Source organism: Pseudomonas sp. CFII68, assembly GCF_000416195.1.
GTDB lineage: Bacteria > Pseudomonadota > Gammaproteobacteria > Pseudomonadales > Pseudomonadaceae > Aquipseudomonas > Aquipseudomonas kilonensis.
Genome location: NZ_ATLN01000125.1, coordinates 237,430 through 260,403 on the forward strand (window position 1 = coordinate 237,430; position 22,974 = coordinate 260,403).

General features: G+C 59.0%; 23 protein-coding genes. 22 read left to right on the forward strand and 1 reads right to left on the reverse strand.

Going from position 1 to position 22,974, the window contains the following annotated elements; translation table 11 throughout:
- Positions 1 to 9 precede the first annotated feature (9 nt).
- The 21 genes from rnpA to nudK all read left to right on the forward strand — a co-directional run bounded on the left by rnpA (position 10) and on the right by nudK (position 20,841).
- Positions 10 to 411 (forward strand): ribonuclease P protein component, encoded by a 402-nt coding sequence (rnpA, locus tag CFII68_RS01520; RefSeq protein ID WP_003207107.1) that lies wholly within the window; start codon positions 10 to 12, stop codon positions 409 to 411.
- Positions 404 to 649: a membrane protein insertion efficiency factor YidD gene (gene yidD, locus CFII68_RS27285; RefSeq protein WP_010465488.1), complete on the forward strand. Its 246-nt coding sequence runs from the start codon at positions 404 to 406 to the stop codon at positions 647 to 649. Before rnpA ends, yidD begins: the two co-directional genes overlap by 8 nt.
- A 2-nt stretch (positions 650 to 651) precedes the next feature.
- Complete coding sequence (yidC, locus tag CFII68_RS01515) at positions 652 to 2,334, forward strand: membrane protein insertase YidC (RefSeq protein ID WP_018613752.1); 1,683 nt, start codon at positions 652 to 654, stop codon at positions 2,332 to 2,334.
- A gap of 79 nt (positions 2,335 to 2,413) precedes the next feature.
- On the forward strand, positions 2,414 to 3,784 hold the full coding sequence (mnmE, locus tag CFII68_RS01510; protein ID WP_018613754.1) for a tRNA uridine-5-carboxymethylaminomethyl(34) synthesis GTPase MnmE: 1,371 nt from the start codon (positions 2,414 to 2,416) through the stop codon (positions 3,782 to 3,784).
- Between the two features lie 563 nt (positions 3,785 to 4,347).
- On the forward strand, positions 4,348 to 6,246 hold the full coding sequence (mnmG, locus tag CFII68_RS01505) for a tRNA uridine-5-carboxymethylaminomethyl(34) synthesis enzyme MnmG (RefSeq protein ID WP_018613756.1): 1,899 nt from the start codon (positions 4,348 to 4,350) through the stop codon (positions 6,244 to 6,246).
- Positions 6,247 to 6,251: 5 nt separating this feature from the next.
- Complete coding sequence (gene rsmG / locus CFII68_RS01500) at positions 6,252 to 6,887, forward strand: 16S rRNA (guanine(527)-N(7))-methyltransferase RsmG (protein ID WP_174599585.1); 636 nt, start codon at positions 6,252 to 6,254, stop codon at positions 6,885 to 6,887.
- Positions 6,888 to 6,905: 18 nt separating this feature from the next.
- Entirely contained in the window at positions 6,906 to 7,703 is a 798-nt protein-coding gene (locus CFII68_RS01495; protein ID WP_018613761.1) for a ParA family protein, read from the forward strand.
- A gap of 9 nt (positions 7,704 to 7,712) precedes the next feature.
- Positions 7,713 to 8,585 carry a ParB/RepB/Spo0J family partition protein gene (locus tag CFII68_RS01490; protein WP_003187197.1) on the forward strand — a complete coding sequence of 291 codons (873 nt, stop codon included), beginning with the start codon at positions 7,713 to 7,715 and terminating at the stop codon, positions 8,583 to 8,585.
- A gap of 148 nt (positions 8,586 to 8,733) precedes the next feature.
- Positions 8,734 to 9,141 carry a F0F1 ATP synthase subunit I gene (locus CFII68_RS01485; protein ID WP_014340990.1) on the forward strand — a complete coding sequence of 136 codons (408 nt, stop codon included), beginning with the start codon at positions 8,734 to 8,736 and terminating at the stop codon, positions 9,139 to 9,141.
- 16 nt (positions 9,142 to 9,157) lie between these two features.
- On the forward strand, positions 9,158 to 10,027 hold the full coding sequence (gene atpB, locus CFII68_RS01480; protein WP_018613768.1) for a F0F1 ATP synthase subunit A: 870 nt from the start codon (positions 9,158 to 9,160) through the stop codon (positions 10,025 to 10,027).
- A gap of 131 nt (positions 10,028 to 10,158) precedes the next feature.
- On the forward strand, positions 10,159 to 10,416 hold the full coding sequence (gene atpE, locus CFII68_RS01475; RefSeq protein ID WP_003097235.1) for a F0F1 ATP synthase subunit C: 258 nt from the start codon (positions 10,159 to 10,161) through the stop codon (positions 10,414 to 10,416).
- A 58-nt stretch (positions 10,417 to 10,474) separates the two neighbouring features.
- Positions 10,475 to 10,945, forward strand: coding sequence for a F0F1 ATP synthase subunit B (locus tag CFII68_RS01470; RefSeq protein ID WP_003187193.1), 471 nt, complete (start codon positions 10,475 to 10,477; stop codon positions 10,943 to 10,945).
- 12 nt (positions 10,946 to 10,957) lie between these two features.
- A complete protein-coding gene (locus CFII68_RS01465; RefSeq protein ID WP_003207094.1) occupies positions 10,958 to 11,494 on the forward strand; it encodes a F0F1 ATP synthase subunit delta in 537 nt (178 codons plus the stop codon).
- A gap of 21 nt (positions 11,495 to 11,515) precedes the next feature.
- Positions 11,516 to 13,060, forward strand: a complete 1,545-nt coding sequence (gene atpA / locus CFII68_RS01460) for a F0F1 ATP synthase subunit alpha (RefSeq protein WP_003207093.1) — start codon at positions 11,516 to 11,518, stop codon at positions 13,058 to 13,060.
- A 50-nt stretch (positions 13,061 to 13,110) separates the two neighbouring features.
- Positions 13,111 to 13,971, forward strand: a complete 861-nt coding sequence (atpG, locus tag CFII68_RS01455; protein ID WP_003207090.1) for a F0F1 ATP synthase subunit gamma — start codon at positions 13,111 to 13,113, stop codon at positions 13,969 to 13,971.
- Positions 13,972 to 13,998: 27 nt separating this feature from the next.
- Positions 13,999 to 15,375, forward strand: coding sequence for a F0F1 ATP synthase subunit beta (gene atpD, locus CFII68_RS01450; protein ID WP_003207089.1), 1,377 nt, complete (start codon positions 13,999 to 14,001; stop codon positions 15,373 to 15,375).
- 45 nt (positions 15,376 to 15,420) lie between these two features.
- On the forward strand, positions 15,421 to 15,846 hold the full coding sequence (locus tag CFII68_RS01445; protein WP_003207087.1) for a F0F1 ATP synthase subunit epsilon: 426 nt from the start codon (positions 15,421 to 15,423) through the stop codon (positions 15,844 to 15,846).
- A 115-nt stretch (positions 15,847 to 15,961) separates the two neighbouring features.
- Positions 15,962 to 17,329, forward strand: a complete 1,368-nt coding sequence (gene glmU, locus CFII68_RS01440) for a bifunctional UDP-N-acetylglucosamine diphosphorylase/glucosamine-1-phosphate N-acetyltransferase GlmU (protein WP_018613849.1) — start codon at positions 15,962 to 15,964, stop codon at positions 17,327 to 17,329.
- A gap of 211 nt (positions 17,330 to 17,540) precedes the next feature.
- Positions 17,541 to 18,317, forward strand: a complete 777-nt coding sequence (locus tag CFII68_RS01435) for a DeoR/GlpR family DNA-binding transcription regulator (protein WP_018613851.1) — start codon at positions 17,541 to 17,543, stop codon at positions 18,315 to 18,317.
- Between the two features lies 1 nt (position 18,318).
- Positions 18,319 to 20,151, forward strand: a complete 1,833-nt coding sequence (gene glmS / locus CFII68_RS01430) for a glutamine--fructose-6-phosphate transaminase (isomerizing) (protein WP_018613853.1) — start codon at positions 18,319 to 18,321, stop codon at positions 20,149 to 20,151.
- A 93-nt stretch (positions 20,152 to 20,244) separates the two neighbouring features.
- The gene (gene nudK / locus CFII68_RS01425; protein ID WP_018613855.1) at positions 20,245 to 20,841 is read left to right on the forward strand and encodes a GDP-mannose pyrophosphatase NudK; all 597 of its coding nucleotides are present in this window, start codon (positions 20,245 to 20,247) and stop codon (positions 20,839 to 20,841) included.
- Here the strand turns inward: nudK and ftrA are convergent.
- Entirely contained in the window at positions 20,838 to 21,824 is a 987-nt protein-coding gene (ftrA, locus tag CFII68_RS01420; protein WP_033062936.1) for a transcriptional regulator FtrA, read from the reverse strand. The genes nudK and ftrA overlap by 4 nt on opposite strands.
- A gap of 131 nt (positions 21,825 to 21,955) precedes the next feature.
- Here ftrA and CFII68_RS01415 point away from each other — a divergent pair, with 131 nt between their 5' ends.
- The gene (locus tag CFII68_RS01415) at positions 21,956 to 22,945 is read left to right on the forward strand and encodes an aspartate-semialdehyde dehydrogenase (RefSeq protein WP_018613861.1); all 990 of its coding nucleotides are present in this window, start codon (positions 21,956 to 21,958) and stop codon (positions 22,943 to 22,945) included.
- Positions 22,946 to 22,974: the final 29 nt, after the last annotated feature.

Here is a 22,974-nt window from a genome sequence, read left to right on the forward strand (position 1 = left end):
GCACTGGAGGTGAGTCAGGACTTCAGTCGGGAAAAGCGTCTGCTTACCCCCCGGCATTTCAAGGCAGTCTTTGACTCCCCTACCGGCAAGGTTCCGGGGAAAAATCTCCTGCTCCTTGCGCGCAGCAACGATCTCGATCACCCCCGACTAGGGCTGGTCATCGGGAAAAAGAGCGTCAAGCTCTCCGTTCAGCGCAATCGCCTCAAACGTCTGATGCGCGAATCGTTTCGCCTTAACCAGGATTCACTGGTTGGATGGGACATTGTTATCGTCGCGCGCAAAGGTTTGGGTGACGTAGAAAACCCCGAATTGATTCAGCATTTCGGCAAGCTCTGGAAGCGTCTGGCCCGCAACAAGCCAGTACCAGCAGTCAACACCGAAACTGTAGGGGTAGACAGTCCCGATGCGTAAACTGGCACTCGTTCCGATCCAGTTTTACCGCTATGCCATTAGTCCTTTGATGGCCAGTCACTGTCGTTTCTACCCCAGTTGTTCCTGCTACGCGTACGAAGCCATAGAAAATCATGGCCTACTGCGCGGTGGCTGGCTGACCTTTCGTCGTTTAGGTCGCTGTCATCCGTGGAATCCCGGCGGCTATGACCCGGTTCCGCCTATCCCTACCTCCCGTTCTTCTTCGATGGCCGAGTAATCATGGATATCAAACGCACGATCCTGATCGTCGCCCTGGCAATCGTGTCCTACGTCATGGTCCTTAAATGGAACCAGGACTATGGCCAGGCTGCCCTGCCGACTCAGAATGTTGCAGCCAGCAATACCGCACCGAGCCTGCCGGATGTCCCAGTTGGCAACAACGCTGCCAGCAATGACGACATCCCACGCGCGGCAAGCGATACCAGCGCTCCCGCCGAAGCCCCCGTGGTCGTAAGCAAAGATCTCATCCAGATCAAGACAGACGTGCTCGAGCTGGCAATCGATCCACAGGGTGGTGACGTCGCCCAGCTGAAGCTGCCGCTGTACCCGCGTCGCCAGGATCATCCGGAAATCCCGTTCCAGTTGTTCGACAACGGTAACGAGCGCACCTATCTGGCCCAAAGTGGCCTGATCGGTACCAACGGCCCGGATTCGAGCCCGGCCGGTCGCCCGGTCTATTCCGCCGAGAAGAAGACTTATCAACTGGCTGACGGTCAGGACCAACTGGTCGTTGACTTGAAGTTCAGCAAGGATGGCGTCAACTACATCAAGCGTTTCACCTTGAAACGTGGCCTGTATGACGTAACCGTCTCCTACCTGGTCGACAACCAGAGCGCCCAGCCTTGGTCCGGCGCGATGTTCGCGCAACTCAAGCGTGACGCCAGCGACGATCCTTCTTCCAGCACGGCCACCGGCACCGCGACTTACCTGGGCGCTGCCCTGTGGACAAGTTCGGAGCCGTACAAGAAAGTGTCCATGAAGGACATGGACAAGGGCCAGGTCAAGGAAACCGTCCAAGGTGGCTGGGTTGCCTGGCTGCAGCACTATTTTGTAACAGCCTGGATCCCGCAGAAGGGCGAAAGCAACCTCGTCCAGACGCGTAAAGACAGCAAAGGCAACTACATCGTCGGTTACACCGGTCCGGCATTGACCGCTGCGCCAGGTGCAAAAGTCGAGACCAGCGCCATTCTGTATGCCGGTCCAAAAAGCCAGGCTGTCTTGAAAGAGTTGTCCCCAGGTCTGGAACTGACCGTGGACTACGGTTTCCTGTGGTTCATTGCCCAGCCGATCTTCTGGCTGCTGCAACATATCCACAGCATCGTCGGTAACTGGGGCTGGTCGATCATTTTCCTGACCATGCTGATCAAGGGGATTTTCTTCCCGTTGTCGGCCGCCAGCTACAAGTCCATGGCGCGCATGCGCGCAGTGGCGCCGAAACTGGCTGCCCTGAAAGAACAACATGGCGATGACCGGCAGAAAATGTCCCAAGCCATGATGGAGCTGTACAAGAAAGAGAAGATCAACCCGCTGGGTGGATGCTTGCCGATTCTTGTGCAGATGCCTGTGTTCCTGGCGCTGTACTGGGTTCTGCTGGAAAGCGTGGAGATGCGTCAGGCACCGTTCATGCTGTGGATTACCGACCTGTCGATCAAGGATCCGTTCTTCATCCTGCCGATCATCATGGGCGCGACCATGTTCATCCAGCAGCAGCTGAACCCAACGCCTCCGGATCCGATGCAGGCGAAGGTCATGAAAATGATGCCAATCATCTTCACCTTCTTCTTCCTGTGGTTCCCGGCTGGCCTTGTGCTGTACTGGGTTGTGAACAACGTGCTGTCCATCACTCAGCAGTGGTACATCACGCGTAAGATCGAAGCGGCTGCGAAAAAAGCCGAGGCGTAACTTGCTCTGTGGATAACCACACAAAACGCCCCCTAGTGGGGCGTTTTGCTATCTGCCACTTTTGTCTGGATACCGGTTTATGAGCGCTCCGCGTGAAACCATCGCCGCCATTGCCACCGCCCAAGGTCGCGGCGGTGTCGGCATCGTCCGTATTTCGGGCCCGTTGGCCAGTGTTGCGGCCAAGGCTATCAGCGGTCGCGAACTCAAGCCGCGGTTTGCTCATTACGGCCCGTTTTTCAGTGCTGACCAGCAGGTGCTCGACGAGGGGCTGGCCTTGTATTTCCCGGGGCCGAATTCGTTCACCGGCGAAGACGTACTGGAACTGCAAGGACACGGCGGCCCCATCGTGCTGGACATACTGCTCAAGCGTTGCCTGGAACTGGGCTGTCGCCTGGCCAGGCCGGGTGAGTTCAGTGAACGGGCCTTCCTCAACGACAAGCTCGACCTGGCCCAGGCCGAGGCGATTGCCGATTTGATCGAAGCCAGTTCGGCACAAGCGGCACGCAACGCATTGCGTTCCTTGCAGGGTGCGTTTTCCCAACGTGTGCATAACCTCACCGAGCAATTGATCGGCCTGCGGATTTATGTCGAGGCCGCGATTGATTTCCCGGAAGAGGAAATCGATTTTCTTGCCGATGGCCACGTGCTGAGCCTGCTGGATAAAGTGCGCGATGAGTTATCCACAGTACTGCGCGAAGCCGGGCAGGGTGCCTTGCTGCGCGATGGGATGACCGTGGTGATCGCCGGACGGCCGAATGCCGGCAAGTCCAGCTTGTTGAATGCCCTGGCCGGTCGCGAAGCGGCGATCGTCACCGAGATCGCCGGCACCACCCGGGACATCCTGCGTGAACATATCCACATCGACGGCATGCCGCTGCACGTAGTGGACACCGCAGGTTTGCGCGACACCGATGACCAGGTGGAAAAAATCGGCGTGGAACGGGCTCTGAAGGCCATTGGTGAAGCCGACCGGGTATTGCTGGTGGTCGATGCCACCGCGCCGGAAGCGGACGATCCATTTGCCTTGTGGCCTGAATTCCTCGAGGTCCGCCCGGATCCCGCGAAAGTCACGCTGATTCGCAACAAGGCCGACCTGACCGGGGAAGCGATTGTCCTTGAGGTCAGCAACGACGGCCATGTGACCATCAGCCTGAGCGCGAAGTCAGCGGGTGAGGGCTTGGAACTGCTGCGCGAGCACCTCAAGGCCTGCATGGGCTACGAGCAGACGTCGGAAAGCAGCTTCAGCGCCCGCCGGCGGCATCTTGAAGCCCTGCGCCATGCCAGTGCCGCCCTGGAACACGGTCGCGCGCAGCTGACCTTGGCGGGGGCGGGTGAGTTGTTGGCCGAAGACCTGCGCCAGGCCCAACATTCCCTAGGGGAAATTACCGGCGCCTTCAGCTCCGATGACTTGCTGGGGCGGATCTTTTCCAGCTTCTGCATCGGTAAATAACCCCCACCTTTCTAGCCGGGTTTGCCCTCGAAGCTTCTCGAGTCCAACGCAAACCCGGTTTTTCCTCTCTTTTTTAAACTGATTGCCCTTCATGGCGGCTTGCCTGTGGACGCTGCGGCGGTCCATCGCGGCGGTTTTCTGTGGATTAAGCCCTGTGAATAACTGCCATTGAGGTCGGTTGATAAACCCCCTTCAAAACTGAAGATAACCGCCTCTGTGGATAACAGGCCCATTCATCCACAGGCTTACACCGGTTATCCAAGCCCCTCATTGCCACCTGACCACAGGGTTTTGAATCTCTGTACACATTGAAAATAAAGGCCTATAGAACGTTATCCACAGATGGATGGCTCAGTAAGAATAAACATAAAAACAAAGATTTTATAAATTTCTTTCTTTTTTATTTTTTTAACCGCGAGTTCTCCACAGCTGGTTAAATTTTGTGCAAAGGGTTCTTTAGAAAGGGCGAAGTCCCTATACTTGCCGACCTGGCTCGAAAAACGCCCAGGCCAGACTCAAACCTATTTCCGAATTACCTGAATAAAGCAGGCACGAGGTGCGTGGTGGATTTCCCTTCCCGTTTTGAAGTGATCGTCATCGGCGGCGGTCATGCCGGTACCGAGGCAGCACTTGCATCAGCACGTATGGGGGCAAAAACCCTGTTGCTGACGCATAACGTGGAAACCCTCGGAGCCATGAGCTGCAACCCTGCCATCGGTGGCATCGGCAAAAGCCACCTGGTCAAGGAAATCGATGCCCTAGGCGGCGCGATGGCCATGGCCACCGACAAGGGTGGTATCCAGTTTCGCGTGTTGAACAGCCGCAAAGGCCCGGCCGTACGCGCTACTCGCGCCCAGGCCGACCGCGTCCTGTACAAGGCCGCTGTCCGTGAAATCCTGGAAAACCAGCCGAACCTGTGGATATTTCAACAAGCGGCCGATGACCTGATCGTCGAGCAGGACCAGGTGCGCGGTGTCGTCACGCAAATGGGCCTGCGGTTCTTCGCCGATTCCGTGGTGTTGACCACCGGGACCTTCCTCGGCGGACTTATCCACATCGGTTTGCAGAATTTTTCCGGCGGCCGCGCCGGTGATCCGCCGTCGATTGCGCTGGCTCACCGTCTGCGTGAGTTGCCATTGCGTGTCGGGCGCCTGAAAACCGGTACGCCACCTCGCATCGACGGCAAGTCCGTGGATTTCTCGGTGATGACCGAGCAGCCTGGCGATACGCCGATCCCGGTGATGTCGTTCATGGGCAACAAGGAACAGCATCCACGGCAAGTCAGTTGCTGGATCACCCACACCAACGCCCGCACCCACGAAATCATCGCGGCGAACCTCGATCGTTCGCCGATGTATTCCGCGGCCGGTGAAATCGAAGGTGTCGGCCCGCGCTATTGCCCGTCGATCGAAGACAAGATCCATCGCTTTGCCGACAAGGAAAGCCATCAGGTGTTCATCGAACCCGAAGGTTTGACCACTCATGAGTTGTATCCGAACGGGATATCCACAAGTCTGCCGTTCGACGTGCAATTGCAGATCGTGCAATCGATCCGTGGCATGGAGAACGCGCACATCGTGCGTCCGGGTTATGCGATCGAGTACGACTACTTCGATCCGCGCGATTTGAAGTACAGCCTGGAAACCAAAGCTATCGGCGGTCTGTTCTTCGCCGGGCAGATCAACGGCACCACCGGCTACGAAGAAGCGGGTGCCCAGGGTTTGCTCGCCGGAGCCAACGCCGCACTGCTCGCCAAGGGCAAAGAAGCCTGGTGCCCGCGTCGCGATGAGGCGTACATCGGTGTGCTGGTGGATGACCTGATTACCCTGGGTACCCAGGAACCGTATCGGATGTTCACCTCCCGCGCCGAATACCGCCTGATCCTGCGTGAAGACAACGCCGACCTGCGCTTGACCGAGAAAGGTCGCGAACTCGGGTTGGTGGACGACCTGCGTTGGGCCGCGTTCTGCAAGAAGCGCGAGAGCATCGAGCTGGAAGAGCAGCGCCTGAAAAGCACCTGGGTTCGTCCCGGTACCGAGCAAGGCGATGCCATTGCGGCGAAATTCGGCACACCGCTGACCCACGAATACAATCTGCTGAACCTCTTGAGCCGTCCGGAAATCGACTATGTCGGGCTGGTGGAAGTGACCGGCCAGGGCGCGGAAGATCCGCAAGTGGCCGAACAGGTCGAGATCAAGACCAAGTACGCCGGTTACATCGACCGTCAGCAGGATGAAATCGCCCGCCTGCGTGCCAGCGAAGACACCAAGCTGCCTGTGGATATCGATTACACCGGTATTTCCGGGTTGTCGAAAGAAATCCAGAGCAAGCTCGGTGCGACCCGTCCAGAAACCCTGGGCCAGGCCTCGCGCATTCCCGGAGTCACGCCGGCAGCGATTTCGCTGTTGATGATTCATTTGAAAAAACGCGGCGCGGGCCGCCAGTTGGAGCAAAGCGCTTGAGTTCGATGGTCACCTCGCAACACGCTGAAGAGTTATCCACAGGTGCCCGTCAGCTCGGCGTCAGCCTGACCGAAGCCCAGCACGCGCAATTGCTGGGTTATCTGGCGTTGTTGATCAAATGGAACAAGGCCTACAACCTGACCGCCGTGCGCGATCCGGATGAAATGGTCTCGCGCCATTTGCTCGACAGCCTCAGCGTCATGTCCTTCATCGAAAACGGTCGTTGGCTGGATGTCGGCAGCGGCGGCGGCATGCCAGGAATCCCGCTGGCGATCCTGTTTCCCGACTCGCAAGTGACCTGTCTGGACAGCAACGGCAAGAAAACCCGCTTCCTGACCCAGGTCAAACTCGAACTCAAACTGGATAACCTGCAAGTTATCCACAGTCGCGTCGAAGCGTTCCAGCCTGCCGAGCCGTTCAACGGGATCATCTCCCGGGCGTTCAGCAGCATGGAGAACTTCAGCAACTGGACTCGCCACCTGGGCGACGCCGATACGCGCTGGCTGGCAATGAAGGGCGTTCATCCGGCCGATGAGCTGGTAGCATTGCCGGCAGACTTCCACCTCGATAGCGAACACGCCTTGGCCGTACCCGGTTGCCAAGGCCAACGCCATCTGCTGATACTGCGCCGCACGGCATGATTGGGAACACAAGCAAGAATGGCTAAGGTATTCGCGATAGCGAACCAGAAGGGTGGCGTGGGCAAGACCACCACCTGTATCAACCTCGCAGCATCCCTGGTCGCGACCAAGCGCCGGGTGCTGTTGATCGATCTCGATCCACAGGGCAACGCCACCATGGGTAGCGGTGTGGATAAGCATGGCCTGGAAAACTCCATCTACGACGTCCTGATCGGCGAATGCGATCTGGGCCAGGCCATGCACTTTTCCGAACACGGCGGTTATCAACTGCTGCCGGCCAACCGTGACCTGACGGCGGCCGAAGTGGTGCTGCTGGAAATGCAGATGAAGGAAAGCCGCCTGCGCAGCGCCTTGGCGCCGATCCGGGAAAACTACGATTACATCCTGATCGACTGCCCGCCGTCGCTGTCGATGCTGACCCTCAACGCCCTGGTGGCGGCCGATGGGGTCATTATCCCCATGCAGTGCGAATACTTCGCATTGGAAGGCTTGAGCGACCTTGTGGATAACATCAAGCGCATCGCCGAACTGCTGAACCCGAACCTGAAGGTCGAAGGCCTGTTGCGGACCATGTACGACCCGCGCTTGAGCCTGATGAACGATGTCTCGGCCCAGCTCAAGGAGCATTTCGGCGAGCAGCTCTACGACACGGTCATCCCACGTAACATCCGTCTGGCCGAAGCGCCGAGCTACGGCATGCCGGCCTTGGCCTACGACAAACAATCCCGTGGTGCGCTGGCTTACCTGGCCCTGGCGGGCGAGATGGTTCGCCGTCAGCGTCGCAATCCACGCACCGCTGCAGCCCAGCCAACTTAAGGAAACCCCATGGCCGTCAAGAAACGAGGTCTCGGACGTGGACTGGATGCACTGCTCAGCGGTCCGACGGTCAGCTCGCTGGAAGAACAGGCCGTACAGGCCGATCAGCGCGAGCTGCAGCATCTGCCCCTGGACCTGATCCAGCGCGGCAAATACCAGCCACGCCGGGACATGGACCCGCAGGCGCTGGAAGAACTGGCCCAGTCGATCAAGAGCCAGGGTGTGATGCAGCCGATCGTGGTCCGGCCGATTGCCAACGGACGCTTCGAGATCATCGCCGGCGAACGTCGCTGGCGCGCCAGCCAGCAGGCCGGCCAGGAAACCATCCCGGCAATGGTTCGCGATGTGCCGGATGAAACGGCTATCGCCATGGCGTTGATCGAAAACATCCAGCGTGAAGACCTCAACCCGATCGAGGAAGCGGTGGCCCTGCAGCGCTTGCAGCAGGAATTCCAGCTGACCCAGCAACAAGTTGCCGAGGCGGTGGGCAAGTCCCGCGTGACCGTGGCCAACCTGCTGCGCCTGATTGCGTTGCCGGAAGTCATCAAGACCATGCTGTCCCACGGCGACCTGGAAATGGGTCATGCCCGGGCATTGCTCGGGTTGCCGGAAAATCAACAAGTTGAAGGGGCGCGACATGTTGTCGCACGCGGCCTCACCGTGCGCCAAACCGAGGCACTGGTTCGCCAGTGGCTCAGTGGCAAACCGGCCCCCGTCGAGGCCCCAAAAACCGATCCGGATATCGCTCGCCTGGAACAACGCCTGGCCGAGCGCCTGGGCTCTGCGGTGCAGATTCGCCACGGAAAGAAGGGCAAGGGGCAATTGGTGATTGGTTACAACTCCCTTGATGAGCTGCAAGGTGTCCTTGCACACATTCGCTGAAACAATTGCTCTTGTAGCGCGCAGTCGGAAATCACTACCTGGCAGTTGAATAGGGGCAGAACCGCCCCTATACTCTGCGCGCATTTTGTCGGCACAAATTATGCCAAGTTATTGAATTATGGCGGCCGACTATTGGAGAGCAAAAGCGATGGAAACCCGCACGCCAAACCGCTTGCCGTTCCATCGTCTGGCAGTTTTCCCGGTTTTGATGGCTCAATTCACCGTCGTACTGATCGCCACATTGGCGCTCTGGCAATGGAAAGGAGTCGTCGCCGGATACTCAGGGCTTTGCGGAGGCCTGATAGCCTTGCTTCCCAATATTTACTTTGCTCACAGGGCCTTTCGGTTTTCCGGCGCCCGAGCAGCCCAGGCTATCGTCCGGTCTTTTTATGCCGGCGAGGCGGGGAAACTGATTTTGACGGCAGTGCTGTTTGCATTGACGTTCGCAGGTGTGAAGCCACTGGCGCCGCTGGCTGTATTCAGCGTCTTCGTGCTGACCCAACTGGTTAGCTGGTTCGCTCCCCTGCTAATGAGAACAAGACTTTCGAGACCTTAGGGCGTTTGAGGCAACCATGGCAGAGACAACCGCTTCGGGCTATATCCAGCACCACTTGCAGAACCTGACCTTCGGTCAGCTACCCAACGGCGGCTGGGGCTTTGCCCACACCGCAGCAGAAGCCAAGGAAATGGGCTTCTGGGCTTTCCACGTCGATACCCTCGGCTGGTCGGTCGCACTGGGCCTGATCTTCGTTCTTCTTTTCCGCATGGCGGCGAAGAAGGCGACCTCCGGTCAGCCTGGTGCACTGCAGAACTTCGTTGAAGTACTGGTCGAATTCGTCGATGGCAGCGTGAAAGACAGCTTCCATGGCCGTAGCCCGGTGATCGCACCGCTGGCACTGACCATCTTCGTCTGGGTGTTCCTGATGAACGCCGTCGACCTGGTACCGGTCGACTGGATTCCTCAGCTGGCCATCCTGATCTCCGGTGATGCACACATCCCATTCCGCGCTGTGTCGACCACCGACCCGAACGCGACCCTGGGCATGGCGCTCTCGGTTTTCGCACTGATCATTTTCTATAGCATCAAGGTCAAGGGCATCGGCGGCTTCATCGGCGAACTGACCCTGCACCCGTTCGGCAGCAAGAACATCCTCGTTCAGGCCCTGCTGATCCCGGTGAACTTCCTGCTGGAATTCGTGACCCTGATCGCCAAGCCGATTTCTCTGGCACTGCGTCTGTTCGGCAACATGTATGCCGGCGAACTGGTGTTCATCCTGATCGCTGTGATGTTCGGCAGCGGCCTGCTGTGGCTCAGCGGCCTGGGTGTAGTCCTGCAATGGGCGTGGGCTGTGTTCCACATCCTGATCATCACCCTGCAGGCGTTCATCTTCATGATGCTGACCATCGTCTACCTGTCGATGGCGCACGAAGAAAACCATTAAGACCAGTCTCGACTAGTCTGATGTCCTTCCCGGTCAAACGGGAAGGAGCCCGAACCGGGCTGAGAAACGATTTGTTTTACCGCTTTAATCTAAAAAACCTAAACCATACGACGTAAAAGTCGGGAGGAAAGATGGAAACTGTAGTTGGTCTAACCGCTATCGCTGTTGCACTGTTGATCGGCCTGGGCGCACTGGGTACCGCAATTGGTTTCGGCCTGTTGGGCGGCAAGTTCCTGGAAGGCGCAGCGCGTCAGCCAGAAATGGTTCCAATGCTGCAAGTCAAAATGTTCATCGTGGCCGGTCTGCTCGACGCCGTGACCATGATCGGTGTTGGTATCGCGCTGTTCTTCACCTTTGCGAACCCGTTCGTTGGTCAAATCGCTGGCTAATTACTCGGATGTCTCGAGTAGATTGGTGTGATGGACAACGTAACTGCGAGGTGTTGGCGTGAACATTAATGCGACCCTGATTGGCCAGTCCGTTGCGTTCCTGATTTTTGTACTGTTCTGCATGAAGTTCGTATGGCCTCCGGTCATTGCGGCATTGCACGAACGTCAAAAGAAGATCGCTGATGGTCTGGACGCTGCCAGCCGTGCAGCTCGCGACCTGGAGTTGGCCCATGAGAAAGTGGGTCAGCAACTGCGCGAAGCGAAAGCTCAGGCAGCTGAAATCATCGAGCAAGCCAAGAAACGCGGTACCCAGATTGTCGACGAAGCCCGTGAACAGGCTCGCGTCGAAGCTGACCGTGTGAAGGCTCAGGCTCAAGCCGAGATCGAACAGGAACTCAACAGTGTCAAAGACGCGCTGCGTGCCCAAGTGGGTGCCCTGGCCGTTGGCGGTGCTTCGAAGATCCTGGGTGCCACAATCGATCAAAACGCGCACGCAGAGCTGGTTAACCAACTGGCTGCTGAAATCTAAGCGAGGGCGATCATGGCAGAACTGACCACGTTGGCCCGACCTTACGCTAAGGCGGCCTTCGAGCACGCTCAGGCCCACCAGCAACTGGCCAATTGGTCAGCCATGCTCGGCCTGGCTGCAGCGGTGTCGCAAGACGACACCATGCAGCGCGTGCTCAAGGCCCCGCGACTGACGAGCGCAGAAAAGGCCGCCACGTTCATTGACGTGTGCGGCGACAAGTTCGATGCCAAGGCACAGAATTTCATTCACGTCGTTGCCGAAAACGACCGTCTCCTGCTTTTGCCGGAGATCGCCACTCTTTTCGACCTGTACAAGGCCGAGCAAGAGAAGTCGGTAGACGTGGAAGTGACCAGTGCTTTCGCATTGAACCAAGAACAGCAAGACAAACTCGCCAAGGTTCTCAGTGCACGACTCAACCGGGAAGTGCGCCTGCAAGTCGAGGAAGACAAGTCCCTGATAGGGGGCGTTGTAATCCGCGCCGGCGACCTGGTTATCGATGGCTCGATTCGCGGCAAAATCGCGAAACTTGCCGAAGCATTGAAATCTTGAGTTTGAAGGGGCAGCAGAGCAATGCAGCAACTCAATCCTTCCGAAATAAGTGAAATTATCAAGGGCCGCATCGACAAGCTCGATGTGACCTCCCAAGCCCGTAACGAAGGCACTGTCGTCAGCGTATCTGACGGTATCGTGCGGATTCACGGTCTGGCCGACGTCATGTACGGCGAGATGATCGAGTTTCCGGGCGGCGTCTACGGTATGGCCCTCAACCTGGAGCAAGACTCCGTAGGTGCCGTTGTACTGGGTTCCTACCAGTCGCTGGCCGAAGGCATGAGCGCCAAGTGCACCGGCCGCATCCTCGAAGTTCCGGTTGGTAAGGAACTGCTGGGTCGCGTCGTCGACGCACTGGGTAACCCTGTTGACGGCAAAGGTCCGCTGAACAACACCGAGACCGACGCGGTCGAGAAAGTTGCTCCTGGCGTGATCTGGCGTAAGTCGGTAGACCAGCCTGTACAGACTGGCTACAAGGCTGTCGATGCCATGATCCCTGTCGGCCGTGGCCAGCGTGAGCTGATCATCGGTGACCGTCAGATCGGTAAGACCGCTCTGGCGATCGACGCGATCATCAACCAGAAGAACAGCGGCATTTTCTGCGTCTACGTAGCCATCGGTCAGAAGCAATCGACCATCGCCAACGTGGTTCGCAAGCTGGAAGAAAACGGCGCCCTGGCCAACACGATCATCGTGGCGGCCAGCGCATCGGAATCTCCTGCGCTGCAGTTCCTGGCACCGTACTCCGGTTGCACCATGGGCGAATACTTCCGCGACCGCGGTGAAGACGCGCTGATCGTTTATGACGATCTGTCCAAGCAGGCAGTGGCTTACCGCCAGATCTCCCTGCTGCTGCGCCGTCCACCAGGCCGTGAAGCCTACCCAGGCGACGTGTTCTATCTCCACTCCCGTCTGCTGGAGCGCGCATCCCGCGTTTCGGAAGAGTACGTAGAGAAGTTCACCAACGGCGCAGTGACCGGCAAGACCGGCTCCCTGACCGCTCTGCCGATCATCGAAACCCAGGCTGGCGACGTTTCCGCGTTCGTTCCGACCAACGTGATTTCCATCACCGACGGTCAGATCTTCCTGGAATCGGCCATGTTCAACTCCGGGATCCGTCCTGCTGTGAACGCCGGTGTTTCGGTATCCCGTGTGGGTGGTGCCGCTCAGACCAAGATCATCAAGAAGCTGTCCGGTGGTATCCGTACCGCCCTGGCCCAGTACCGTGAACTGGCGGCATTCGCCCAGTTCGCTTCTGACCTGGACGAAGCGACCCGTAAGCAACTTGAGCATGGTCAGCGCGTTACCGAGCTGATGAAGCAGAAGCAATACGCACCAATGTCGATCGCTGACATGGCGCTGTCGCTGTATGCCGCTGAGCGTGGGTTCCTGACTGACGTTGAAATCGCCAAGGTCGGCAGCTTTGAACAAGCGCTGATTGCTTACTTCAACCGCGATCACGCCGATTTGTTGGCCAAGATCAACGTGAAGGGTGACTTCAATGACGAAATCGACGCTGGCATGAAAGCCGGTATCGAGAAGTTCAAGGCCACCCAAACCTGGTAAGCCGCAGCGGGAGTCGCAAGGCTCCCGCTTGCTAACCTGATAGGTGTTACATGGCAGGCGCAAAAGAGATTCGCAGTAAGATTGCGAGCATCAAAAGCACGCAAAAAATTACCAGCGCCATGGAAAAAGTGGCGGTCAGCAAAATGCGCAAGGCACAAATGCGCATGGCTGCTAGCCGCCCTTATGCGGAGCGCATCCGCCAGGTTATTGGTCATCTGGCCAACGCCAACCCGGAATATCGCCACCCGTTCATGATCGACCGTGCTATCAAGCGCGTCGGTTACGTCGTGGTGAGCAGTGACCGTGGTCTGTGTGGTGGCTTGAACACCAACCTGTTCAAGGCCCTGGTCAAGGACATGGCTGTAAACCGCGAACAAGGCGTCGAGATCGATCTGTGCGTGATTGGTAGCAAGGGTGCGGCTTTCTTCCGCAACTTCGGCGGCAACGTCGTCGCTGCTATCAGCCACCTGGGTGAAGAACCGTCGATCAATGACCTGATCGGCAGCGTCAAGGTGATGCTGGATGCTTACCTGGAAGGCCGGATTGACCGCCTGTCCGTGGTATCCAACAAGTTCATCAACACCATGACGCAACAGCCAACCGTGGAGCAATTGATCCCACTGGTGGCGACCCCGGAACAGGAACTCAAGCACCACTGGGACTATCTCTACGAACCGGATGCCAAGGAGCTGCTTGACGGCTTGATGGTCCGCTACGTGGAGTCGCAGGTCTACCAGGCGGTGGTCGAGAACAACGCAGCTGAACAAGCAGCGCGGATGATCGCGATGAAGAACGCTACCGACAACGCCGGTGATTTGATCAGCGATTTGCAGCTGATCTACAACAAGGCGCGTCAGGCTGCGATCACCCAAGAGATCTCGGAAATCGTCGGCGGCGCTGCCGCGGTTTAACGGTTCAAATATTCAGAGGATCCAGCTATGAGTAGCGGACGTATCGTTCAAATCATCGGCGCCGTTATCGACGTGGAATTTCCACGCGACAGCGTACCGAGCATCTACAACGCGCTGAAAGTACAAGGCGCGGAAACTACCCTGGAAGTTCAGCAGCAGCTGGGCGACGGCATCGTTCGTACCATTGCGATGGGTTCTACCGAAGGCTTGAAGCGCGGTCTGGACGTTATCGACTCTGGCGCAGCCATCTCCGTACCGGTCGGTAAAGCGACCCTGGGCCGGATCATGGACGTACTGGGTAACCCGATCGACGAAGCGGGTCCGATCGACACCGAAGAGCGCTGGGGCATTCACCGTCCTGCGCCATCCTTCGCTGAACAGGCAGGCGGCAACGACCTGCTGGAAACCGGCATCAAGGTTATCGACCTGGTTTGCCCGTTCGCCAAGGGCGGTAAAGTCGGTCTGTTCGGTGGTGCCGGTGTAGGCAAGACCGTAAACATGATGGAACTGATCCGTAACATCGCCATCGAGCACAGCGGTTATTCCGTGTTCGCCGGTGTGGGTGAGCGTACTCGTGAGGGTAACGACTTCTACCACGAGATGAAGGATTCCAACGTTCTGGACAAAGTGGCACTGGTCTATGGCCAGATGAACGAGCCGCCGGGCAACCGTCTGCGCGTAGCCCTGACCGGCCTGACCATGGCCGAGAAGTTCCGTGACGAAGGTAACGACGTTCTGCTGTTCGTCGACAACATCTACCGTTACACCCTGGCCGGTACCGAAGTATCCGCACTGCTGGGCCGTATGCCTTCGGCAGTAGGTTACCAGCCGACCCTGGCTGAAGAGATGGGCGTTCTGCAAGAACGTATCACTTCGACCAAGGAAGGTTCGATCACTTCGATCCAAGCGGTATACGTACCTGCGGATGACTTGACCGACCCGTCGCCAGCGACCACCTTCGCCCACTTGGACGCCACCGTCGTTCTGTCCCGTGACATCGCTTCCCTGGGTATCTACCCAGCGGTTGACCCACTGGACTCGACTTCGCGCCAGCTGGATCCGAACGTGATCGGCCAGGAGCACTACGACACCGCTCGCGGCGTCCAGTACGTGCTGCAGCGCTACAAAGAGCTGAAGGACATCATCGCGATCCTGGGTATGGACGAGCTGTCGGAAGCCGACAAGCAGTTGGTATCCCGCGCTCGTAAGATCCAGCGCTTCTTGTCGCAGCCGTTCTTCGTGGCTGAAGTCTTCACCGGTGCCTCGGGTAAATACGTTTCCCTGAAAGACACCATTGCTGGCTTCAAAGGCATCCTCAACGGTGACTACGACCACCTGCCAGAACAAGCGTTCTACATGGTCGGCGGCATCGAAGAAGCGATCGAGAAAGCCAAGAAACTGTAATCCCGGCGCCCGGCAACGGGCGCTAATTTAGGTTGAGGCAATCAGATGGCTATGACAGTCCATTGCGATATCGTCAGTGCGGAAGGGGAAATCTTCTCCGGTCTGGTCGAGATGGTGATTGCGCATGGTGAGCTGGGTGATCTTGGTATCGCTCTGGGTCACGCACCGCTGATCACTAATCTGAAACCGGGTCCGATCCGCTTGATCAAGCAGGGCGGGGAAGCCGAGGTGTATTACATCTCCGGTGGTTTCCTCGAGGTTCAGCCGAACATGGTCAAGGTCCTTGCCGACACTGTGCAACGTGCTGCCGACCTGGACGAAGCCTCCGCTCAGGAAGCCGTCAAGGCTGCCGAGAAGGCCCTGCACGAGCGTGGCGCGGAGTTCGATTACGGTTCTGCTGCTGCACGTCTGGCCGAGGCCGCAGCCCAGCTGCGCACCGTCCAGCAGATCCGCAAGAAGTTCGGCGGCTAAGCCGTCTGCTTTCTGTGCGATTGATTAAAAAGGGTAGCCTCGGCTACCCTTTTTTCTTTTCCCGATACTCATCATCTGGTCGCAGCCGCTGACCACCCAGGATTGGTAGCCAGTCATGTCTCTCGAAATCGTTATCCTCGCGGCCGGTCAAGGCACCCGCATGCGTTCGGCGCTGCCCAAGGTCTTGCACCCGGTAGCCGGCAATTCCATGCTCGGCCATGTTATCCACAGCGCCCGGCAACTTGATCCACAGCGCATTCACGTGGTGATCGGCCACGGTGCCGATGCGGTGCGCGAACGCCTGGCCGCCGATGACCTGAATTTCGTCCTGCAGGACAAACAACTGGGCACAGGCCATGCGGTGGCCCAGGCCGTGCCGTTCATCACGGCGGATACGGTGCTGATTCTTTACGGCGATGTGCCGCTGATCGAAGTCGAGACCTTGCAGCGCCTGCTCAAGCACGTTGCCCCACAGCAGTTGGGCTTGCTGACCGTCGAGCTGGATGACCCCACCGGTTACGGCCGCATTGTGCGCAACGCCGACGGCCAGGTGATGGCGATTGTCGAGCAGAAGGACGCCAACGAAGCCCAGCGCGCGATCACTGAAGGCAACACCGGGATTCTGGCCGTGCCGGCCGAGCGCCTGGGTGACTGGATGAGTCGTCTGTCGAACAACAACGCCCAGGGCGAGTACTACCTGACCGACGTGATTGCCATGGCGGTCAGCGACGGGTTGGTGGTCGCCACCGAGCAGCCGCTGGACGCCATGGAAGTGCAGGGCGCCAACGATCGCCGGCAACTGGCCGAGCTGGAGCGCCACTATCAATTGCGCGCCGCTCGCCGCCTGATGGCCCAAGGCGTGACCCTGCGCGATCCGGCCCGTTTCGACGTGCGCGGTGACGTCAGCGTGGGTCGCGACGTGGTCATCGACATCAACGTCATCCTCGAAGGCAAGGTTGTCATCGAAGACGACGTGGTCATCGGCCCGAACTGCGTGATCAAGGACAGCACCCTGCGCAAAGGCGTGGTGATCAAAGCCAACAGCCATCTCGACGGTGCAATCATGGGGGAGGGCAGCGACGCCGGCCCGTTTGCCCGCCTGCGCCCGGGTTCGGTGCTGGAAGCCCGTGCCCATGTGGGTAACTTCGTTGAACTGAAAAACGCTCATCTGGGCGAGGGCGCCAAGGCCGGGCACCTGACCTACCTCGGTGACGCTGAAGTCGGCGCCCGCACCAACATCGGCGCCGGGACCATTACCTGCAACTACGATGGCGCCAACAAGTGGAAAACCGTGTTGGGCGAAGATGTGTTCATCGGCTCTAACAACTCCTTGGTAGCACCTGTGGATATCTCCAGCGGTGCGACCACGGCAGCCGGTTCGACCCTTACCCAGAATGTGGATAAAGGCCAATTGGCAGTCGGACGCGCCCGCCAACGCAACATCGACGGCTGGAAGCGGCCGGAGAAAATCAAGAAATCCTGAAGTTATCCACATCCCCCTTGTGGGAGCGGGCTTGCTCGCGAAAGCGGTGGTTCAGCCAATTAATTCGTTGCTGACTCAACGCATTCGCGAGCAAGCCCGCTCCCACATTCGATTTGCGTGATTTCTGAATTTTTCTTCTGGCGCCTTGACGATATCGCTTCAATAGGTTTTGATTGCTTACGTTATCTTTCGAATCGAAACTTAAGCCGCCATGTCGAAACGCAACACGCCACAGCGCCGTCACAACATCCTTGCCCTGCTCCAGGAGCAGGGTGAGGTCAGTGTGGATGAGCTGGCCAAGCGCTTCGAAACCTCGGAAGTTACGATTCGCAAGGACCTCGCCGCCCTGGAAACCAACGGCCTGCTGCTGCGTCGCTACGGTGGCGCGGTACCGATGCCGCAGGAGTTGGTGGCCGATAACGGGCAAGCCGTCTCCAAGTACAAACTGGCCATTGCCCGGGCCGCCGTGAAGCGGATCCGCGAGCACGCGCGCATCATCATCGACAGCGGCAGCACCACGGCGGCCATGATTCCGCAACTCGGCCAACAGCCGGGCCTGGTGGTCATGACCAATTCCCTGCACGTTGCCAATGCCTTGAGTGAACTGGAGCACGAGCCGGTGCTGTTGATGACCGGCGGCACTTGGGACCCTCATTCCGAGTCGTTCCAGGGCCAGGTGGCCGAGCAGGTTCTGCGTTCCTACGATTTCGACCAGCTGTTCATCGGTGCCGACGGCCTCGATCTGGTTCGAGGTACCACCACCTTCAACGAACTGCTGGGCCTGAGCCGTGTGATGGCTGAGGTTGCCCGGGAAGTGATCGTGATGGTGGAGGCCGACAAGATCGGCCGCAAGATCCCCAATCTGGAACTGCCGTGGAGCAGCGTCCATACCCTCATTACCGATGATCGCCTGCCCGTAGAGGCCCGCGATCAGATTCAGGCCCGCGGCATCACCGTGATCTGCGCGCCTGTCAGCCAGGAGAAATAGCATGTGTGGAATTGTCGGCGCCGTAGCTGAACGCAACATCACTGCCATCTTGCTTGAGGGCCTCAAGCGTCTTGAATATCGCGGCTATGACAGCGCTGGCGTGGCGGTTTTCACCAACGACGAAAAGCTTGAGCGCATGCGTCGTCCAGGCAAGGTCAGCGAACTGGAACGAGCGCTGGACGCCGAACCGCTGGTCGGTCGCCTGGGCATTGCCCATACCCGTTGGGCCACCCATGGCGCGCCGTGCGAGCGTAACGCCCATCCGCATTTCTCCGGCGACCTGGCGGTGGTGCACAACGGCATCATCGAGAACTATGAAGCGTTGCGCGAACAGCTGAAGGCGCTCGGCTATGTGTTCACTTCCGACACCGACACCGAAGTCATTGCCCATTTGCTCACCCACAAGCTCAAGGATCTGGCGGACCTGACCGTGGCCCTCAAGGCAACGGTCAAGGAACTGCACGGGGCCTACGGCTTGGCGGTGATCAGCGCGAAACAACCGGATCGCCTGGTAGCAGCCCGCAGTGGCAGCCCGCTGGTGATCGGCCTGGGCCTGGGGGAAAATTTCCTGGCGTCCGATCAACTGGCGCTGCGTCAGGTCACTGATCGCTTCATGTACCTGGAAGAAGGCGATATCGCCGAGATTCGTCGCGACAGCGTGCAGATCTGGGACCTCAATGGCAAAAGCGTGGAGCGCGAGACCGTTCAGTACCGCGACGGTGCCGAAGCCGCCGACAAGGGCGAGTTCCGCCATTACATGCTCAAGGAAATCCACGAGCAACCGGCCGTTGTGCAGCGCACCCTGGAAGGACGCATGAGTCAGGAACAGGTGCTGGTCCAGGCCTTCGGTCCACAAGCGGCCGAATTGTTCGCCAAGGTCCGCAACGTGCAGATCGTGGCCTGCGGCACCAGTTATCACGCCGGCATGGTCGCCCGTTACTGGCTGGAAGAGCTGGCGGGTATTCCGTGCCAGGTCGAAGTGGCCAGCGAGTTCCGCTATCGCAAAGTCGTGGTGCAACCCGATTCACTGTTCGTCACCATTTCCCAGTCCGGCGAAACTGCCGACACCCTGGCCGCCCTGCGCAATGCCAAGGAACTGGGTTTCCTCGCCAGCCTGGCGATCTGCAACGTGGGCATCAGCTCGCTGGTGCGCGAGTCCGACCTGACCCTGCTGACCCAGGCCGGTCGCGAGATCGGTGTGGCGTCGACCAAGGCGTTCACCACGCAGCTGGTGGGGCTGCTGTTGCTGACGCTGTCCCTGGGCCAGGTGCGCGGCACCCTGGGTGAAGGCGTCGAGGCCAAGCTGGTGGAAGAACTGCGTCGCCTGCCGGCCCGCCTGGGCGAAGCCTTGGCCATGGACGGCACCGTGGAAAAAATCGCCGAGCTGTTCGCCGAGAAGAACCACACCCTGTTCCTGGGCCGTGGCGCGCAATTCCCGGTGGCGATGGAAGGGGCCTTGAAGCTCAAGGAAATCTCCTACATCCACGCCGAGGCCTACCCGGCCGGCGAGCTCAAGCACGGCCCGCTGGCGCTTGTGGATAACGACATGCCGGTGGTCACCGTCGCGCCGAACAACGAGCTGCTGGAAAAGCTCAAGTCCAACCTGCAGGAAGTGCGCGCCCGTGGCGGCCAGTTGATTGTCTTTGCTGACGAGAAGGCCGGCATGACCAATGGCGAAGGCACCCACGTGGTGCACATGCCGCACATCCACGACATCCTGTCGCCGATCCTCTACACCATCCCGTTGCAGCTGCTGTCGTACTACGTCGCTGTGCTCAAGGGTACCGATGTGGACCAGCCGCGCAATTTGGCGAAGTCTGTGACGGTGGAGTGATTCATGGCGCTTCTGCTAGCCTGCCGATTCAATTCGACAGGCTGGCAGGCCATGGTTGTGCCTGTGGCCACTGGTCCCTAACGGAGTGGGCAAATGACACAGGCAATCAGCATCAAGGATCGGGTACGCATCAAGCACGTCGAAGTCCTCTCGGATGATTGGTACGTGCTGCGCAAGACCACCTATGACTACCTCGGCCGCAATGGCCAATGGCGCGAGCTGACGCGCGAGACCTACGACCGTGGCAACGGCGCCACCATCCTGCTGTACAGCAAAGCCAAGCAGACCGTGGTGTTGACCCGACAATTCCGCTTCCCGGCCTTCGTCAACGGGCACGATGACCTGTTGATCGAAACCTGCGCCGGCCTGTTGGACAACGACGACCCGCACACCTGCATTCGCAAGGAAACCCAGGAGGAAACCGGCTATATCATCCAGGACGTGCGCAAGGTGTTCGAAGCCTTCATGAGCCCGGGTTCGGTGACTGAACGGGTGCATTTTTTCGTCGGCGAGTACTTCGATGAAGACAAGCAGCACGCAGGCGGCGGCCTGGAAGCCGAGGGCGAAGAGATCGAAGTGCTGGAGCTGTCCCTCGACCAGGCCTTGGGCATGATCGAGGCCGGGGAGATTTGCGACGGCAAGACCATCATGCTGTTGCAGTACGCCAAGCTGCATCGGTTGCTGGATTAGCCCCAGGCCTCCTCTGGGCGACCCTCACCGCCGCCGAATCTTTCGCGATAGGCGGAGGGCGGCAAACCGATAGCGTTCCTGAACGCGGCCCGGAAACTCTCCACCGACCGATAGCCGCAGGCCTGGGCGATGCCGGCCGTGCTCTGGTCGGTGCTTTCCAGCAGCGCCCGTGCCCGGTTCAAGCGTTCCTGTTGCAGCCAGGTCTTGGGCGGCAGGCCGGTGGTTTCGACGAAGCGGCGCAGGAAGGTGCGCTCGCTCATGGCGACGCGGGCAGCCATGTCGCCGACACTTAGGGGCTGGTCGAGGTTTTCACGCATCCACTGCAGGACGCGGGTCAGTTCGTTGCGTGGTGACTTGCTCACGGGGGCGATGATGAACTGGGCCTGGCCACCGGTCCGTTGCGGCGCCATGACCAGGCGACGGGCCACCGAGTTGGCGATGTGCGTGCCGAAGTCCCGGGCAATCAGGTGCAGGCAGGCATCGATGCCGGCGGCGCTGCCGGCTGAGGTGATCAATTGCCCGGAATCGACATACAGCACATTTGGGTCAACCGTGATCAGCGGGAAGCGCTCGGCCAGTTCTGCGCAGAATTGCCAATGGGTGGTGGCGGTCTTGCCGTCGAGCAGTCCGGTGGCGGCCAGGGCAAACACGCCTGAGCAGATGGACAGTAAGCGAGCGCCGCGGGCGTGGGCGCGGCGCAGTGCTTGTAACAGCGCTTCGGGAGGCGGTTCGTGGTGGCTGCGCCAGCCGGGGATGATGATGGTTTGCGCGGTATCCAGTGCTTCGAGACCCGCGTCGACGGCTATCCGAAGGCCTCCCAGTGCATGCATCGGTCCTGGATCGACGGCAACGATTTGATGGCCATACCACGCTACATCCAGCTCAGGGCGGGGCAGGCCGAAGATCTCCAGGGCTATACCAAACTCGAACACACACAGGCCTTCATAAACGAGGATTGCCACGGTTCCGGGATGCGTATGCATTTGGCGTAAATCCACCGTTTATTGTCTTGCGCTGCACTGTAGCGGACGGGCCTGTCTCCCTACAATCGATCGCAGGCAATCAGGAAAACCAAGACGGTTGAGCCTTTGCAAAGGTGGAAAAGGGACGCGAAATGAAGAAAGTCGCCGTGGTGGGCTGCACCGGTGCAGTGGGCATGACCATGCTGCAATTGCTTGAAAATACCGATTATGAAGTGGTGTGCATGGCCTCTGGCCGTTCGGCGGGCAAGCGCTTGAAGGTGGGGCAGGTCGAGCACCTGATCGAAGCCTTTTCGGTCGAGGGATGCGCCGCGTGCGATATCGTCTTCCTGTGTGTCTCCGGGGCCTTCGCCTTGGAGTACGGCGAGCGTCTGGCTGAAAATGCCTACGTCATCGATAACTCCTCGGCCTTCCGTTATCACCCGGCGATTCCGCTCCTGGTGCCGCCCATCAACGGTCAGCGTTACAAGGGCGAAAAACTGATCGCCAACCCCAATTGCTCCTCGGCCATTGCGCTGATGGTGCTGGGGCCGCTGCATCAGGCCTTCGGGTTGGAGAGCGCGATCATTTCCACTTACCAGGCCGCCAGTGGTGCAGGGCAGCCAGCGATGCTGGAGCTGCGGGAGAAGGCCAAGTCCTTCAGTGATTATGGCGACCGCGATGACAGCGAGCACTTCGCCCATAACCTGGCTTTCAACGTGATTCCCCAGGTCGATTCGTTCGAAGCCAATGGTTACACCCGTGAAGAAATGAAAGTGGTCTGGGAGCTGCGCAAGGTCTTGGATGAGCCGGCGTTGGCTATCAGCACCACGGCGGTGCGGGTGCCGACCCTGCGCTCCCATGCCGAGAGCCTGAGCCTGCGGTTCAAAAAAACCATCCAGTCATTGGCGCAGGTGCGTGAGTTGTTGCGCGCGGCGCCGGGGGTTGAAGTGGTGGATGAGCCCGAGTACGGCGCCTATCCGATGCCCATGACCTCCACCTACAAGCATGCGGTGGAAGTCGGGCGGATTCGCTACAACCTGATCTATGGGAAGCACGGGTTGGACCTGTTCATCAGCGGTGACCAGTTACTGCGGGGGGCGGCACTGAACGCATTCGAAATCATGCAATTGATCAAGCATTGATCAAGCCCGGCCCCGAACAATAAAAAACG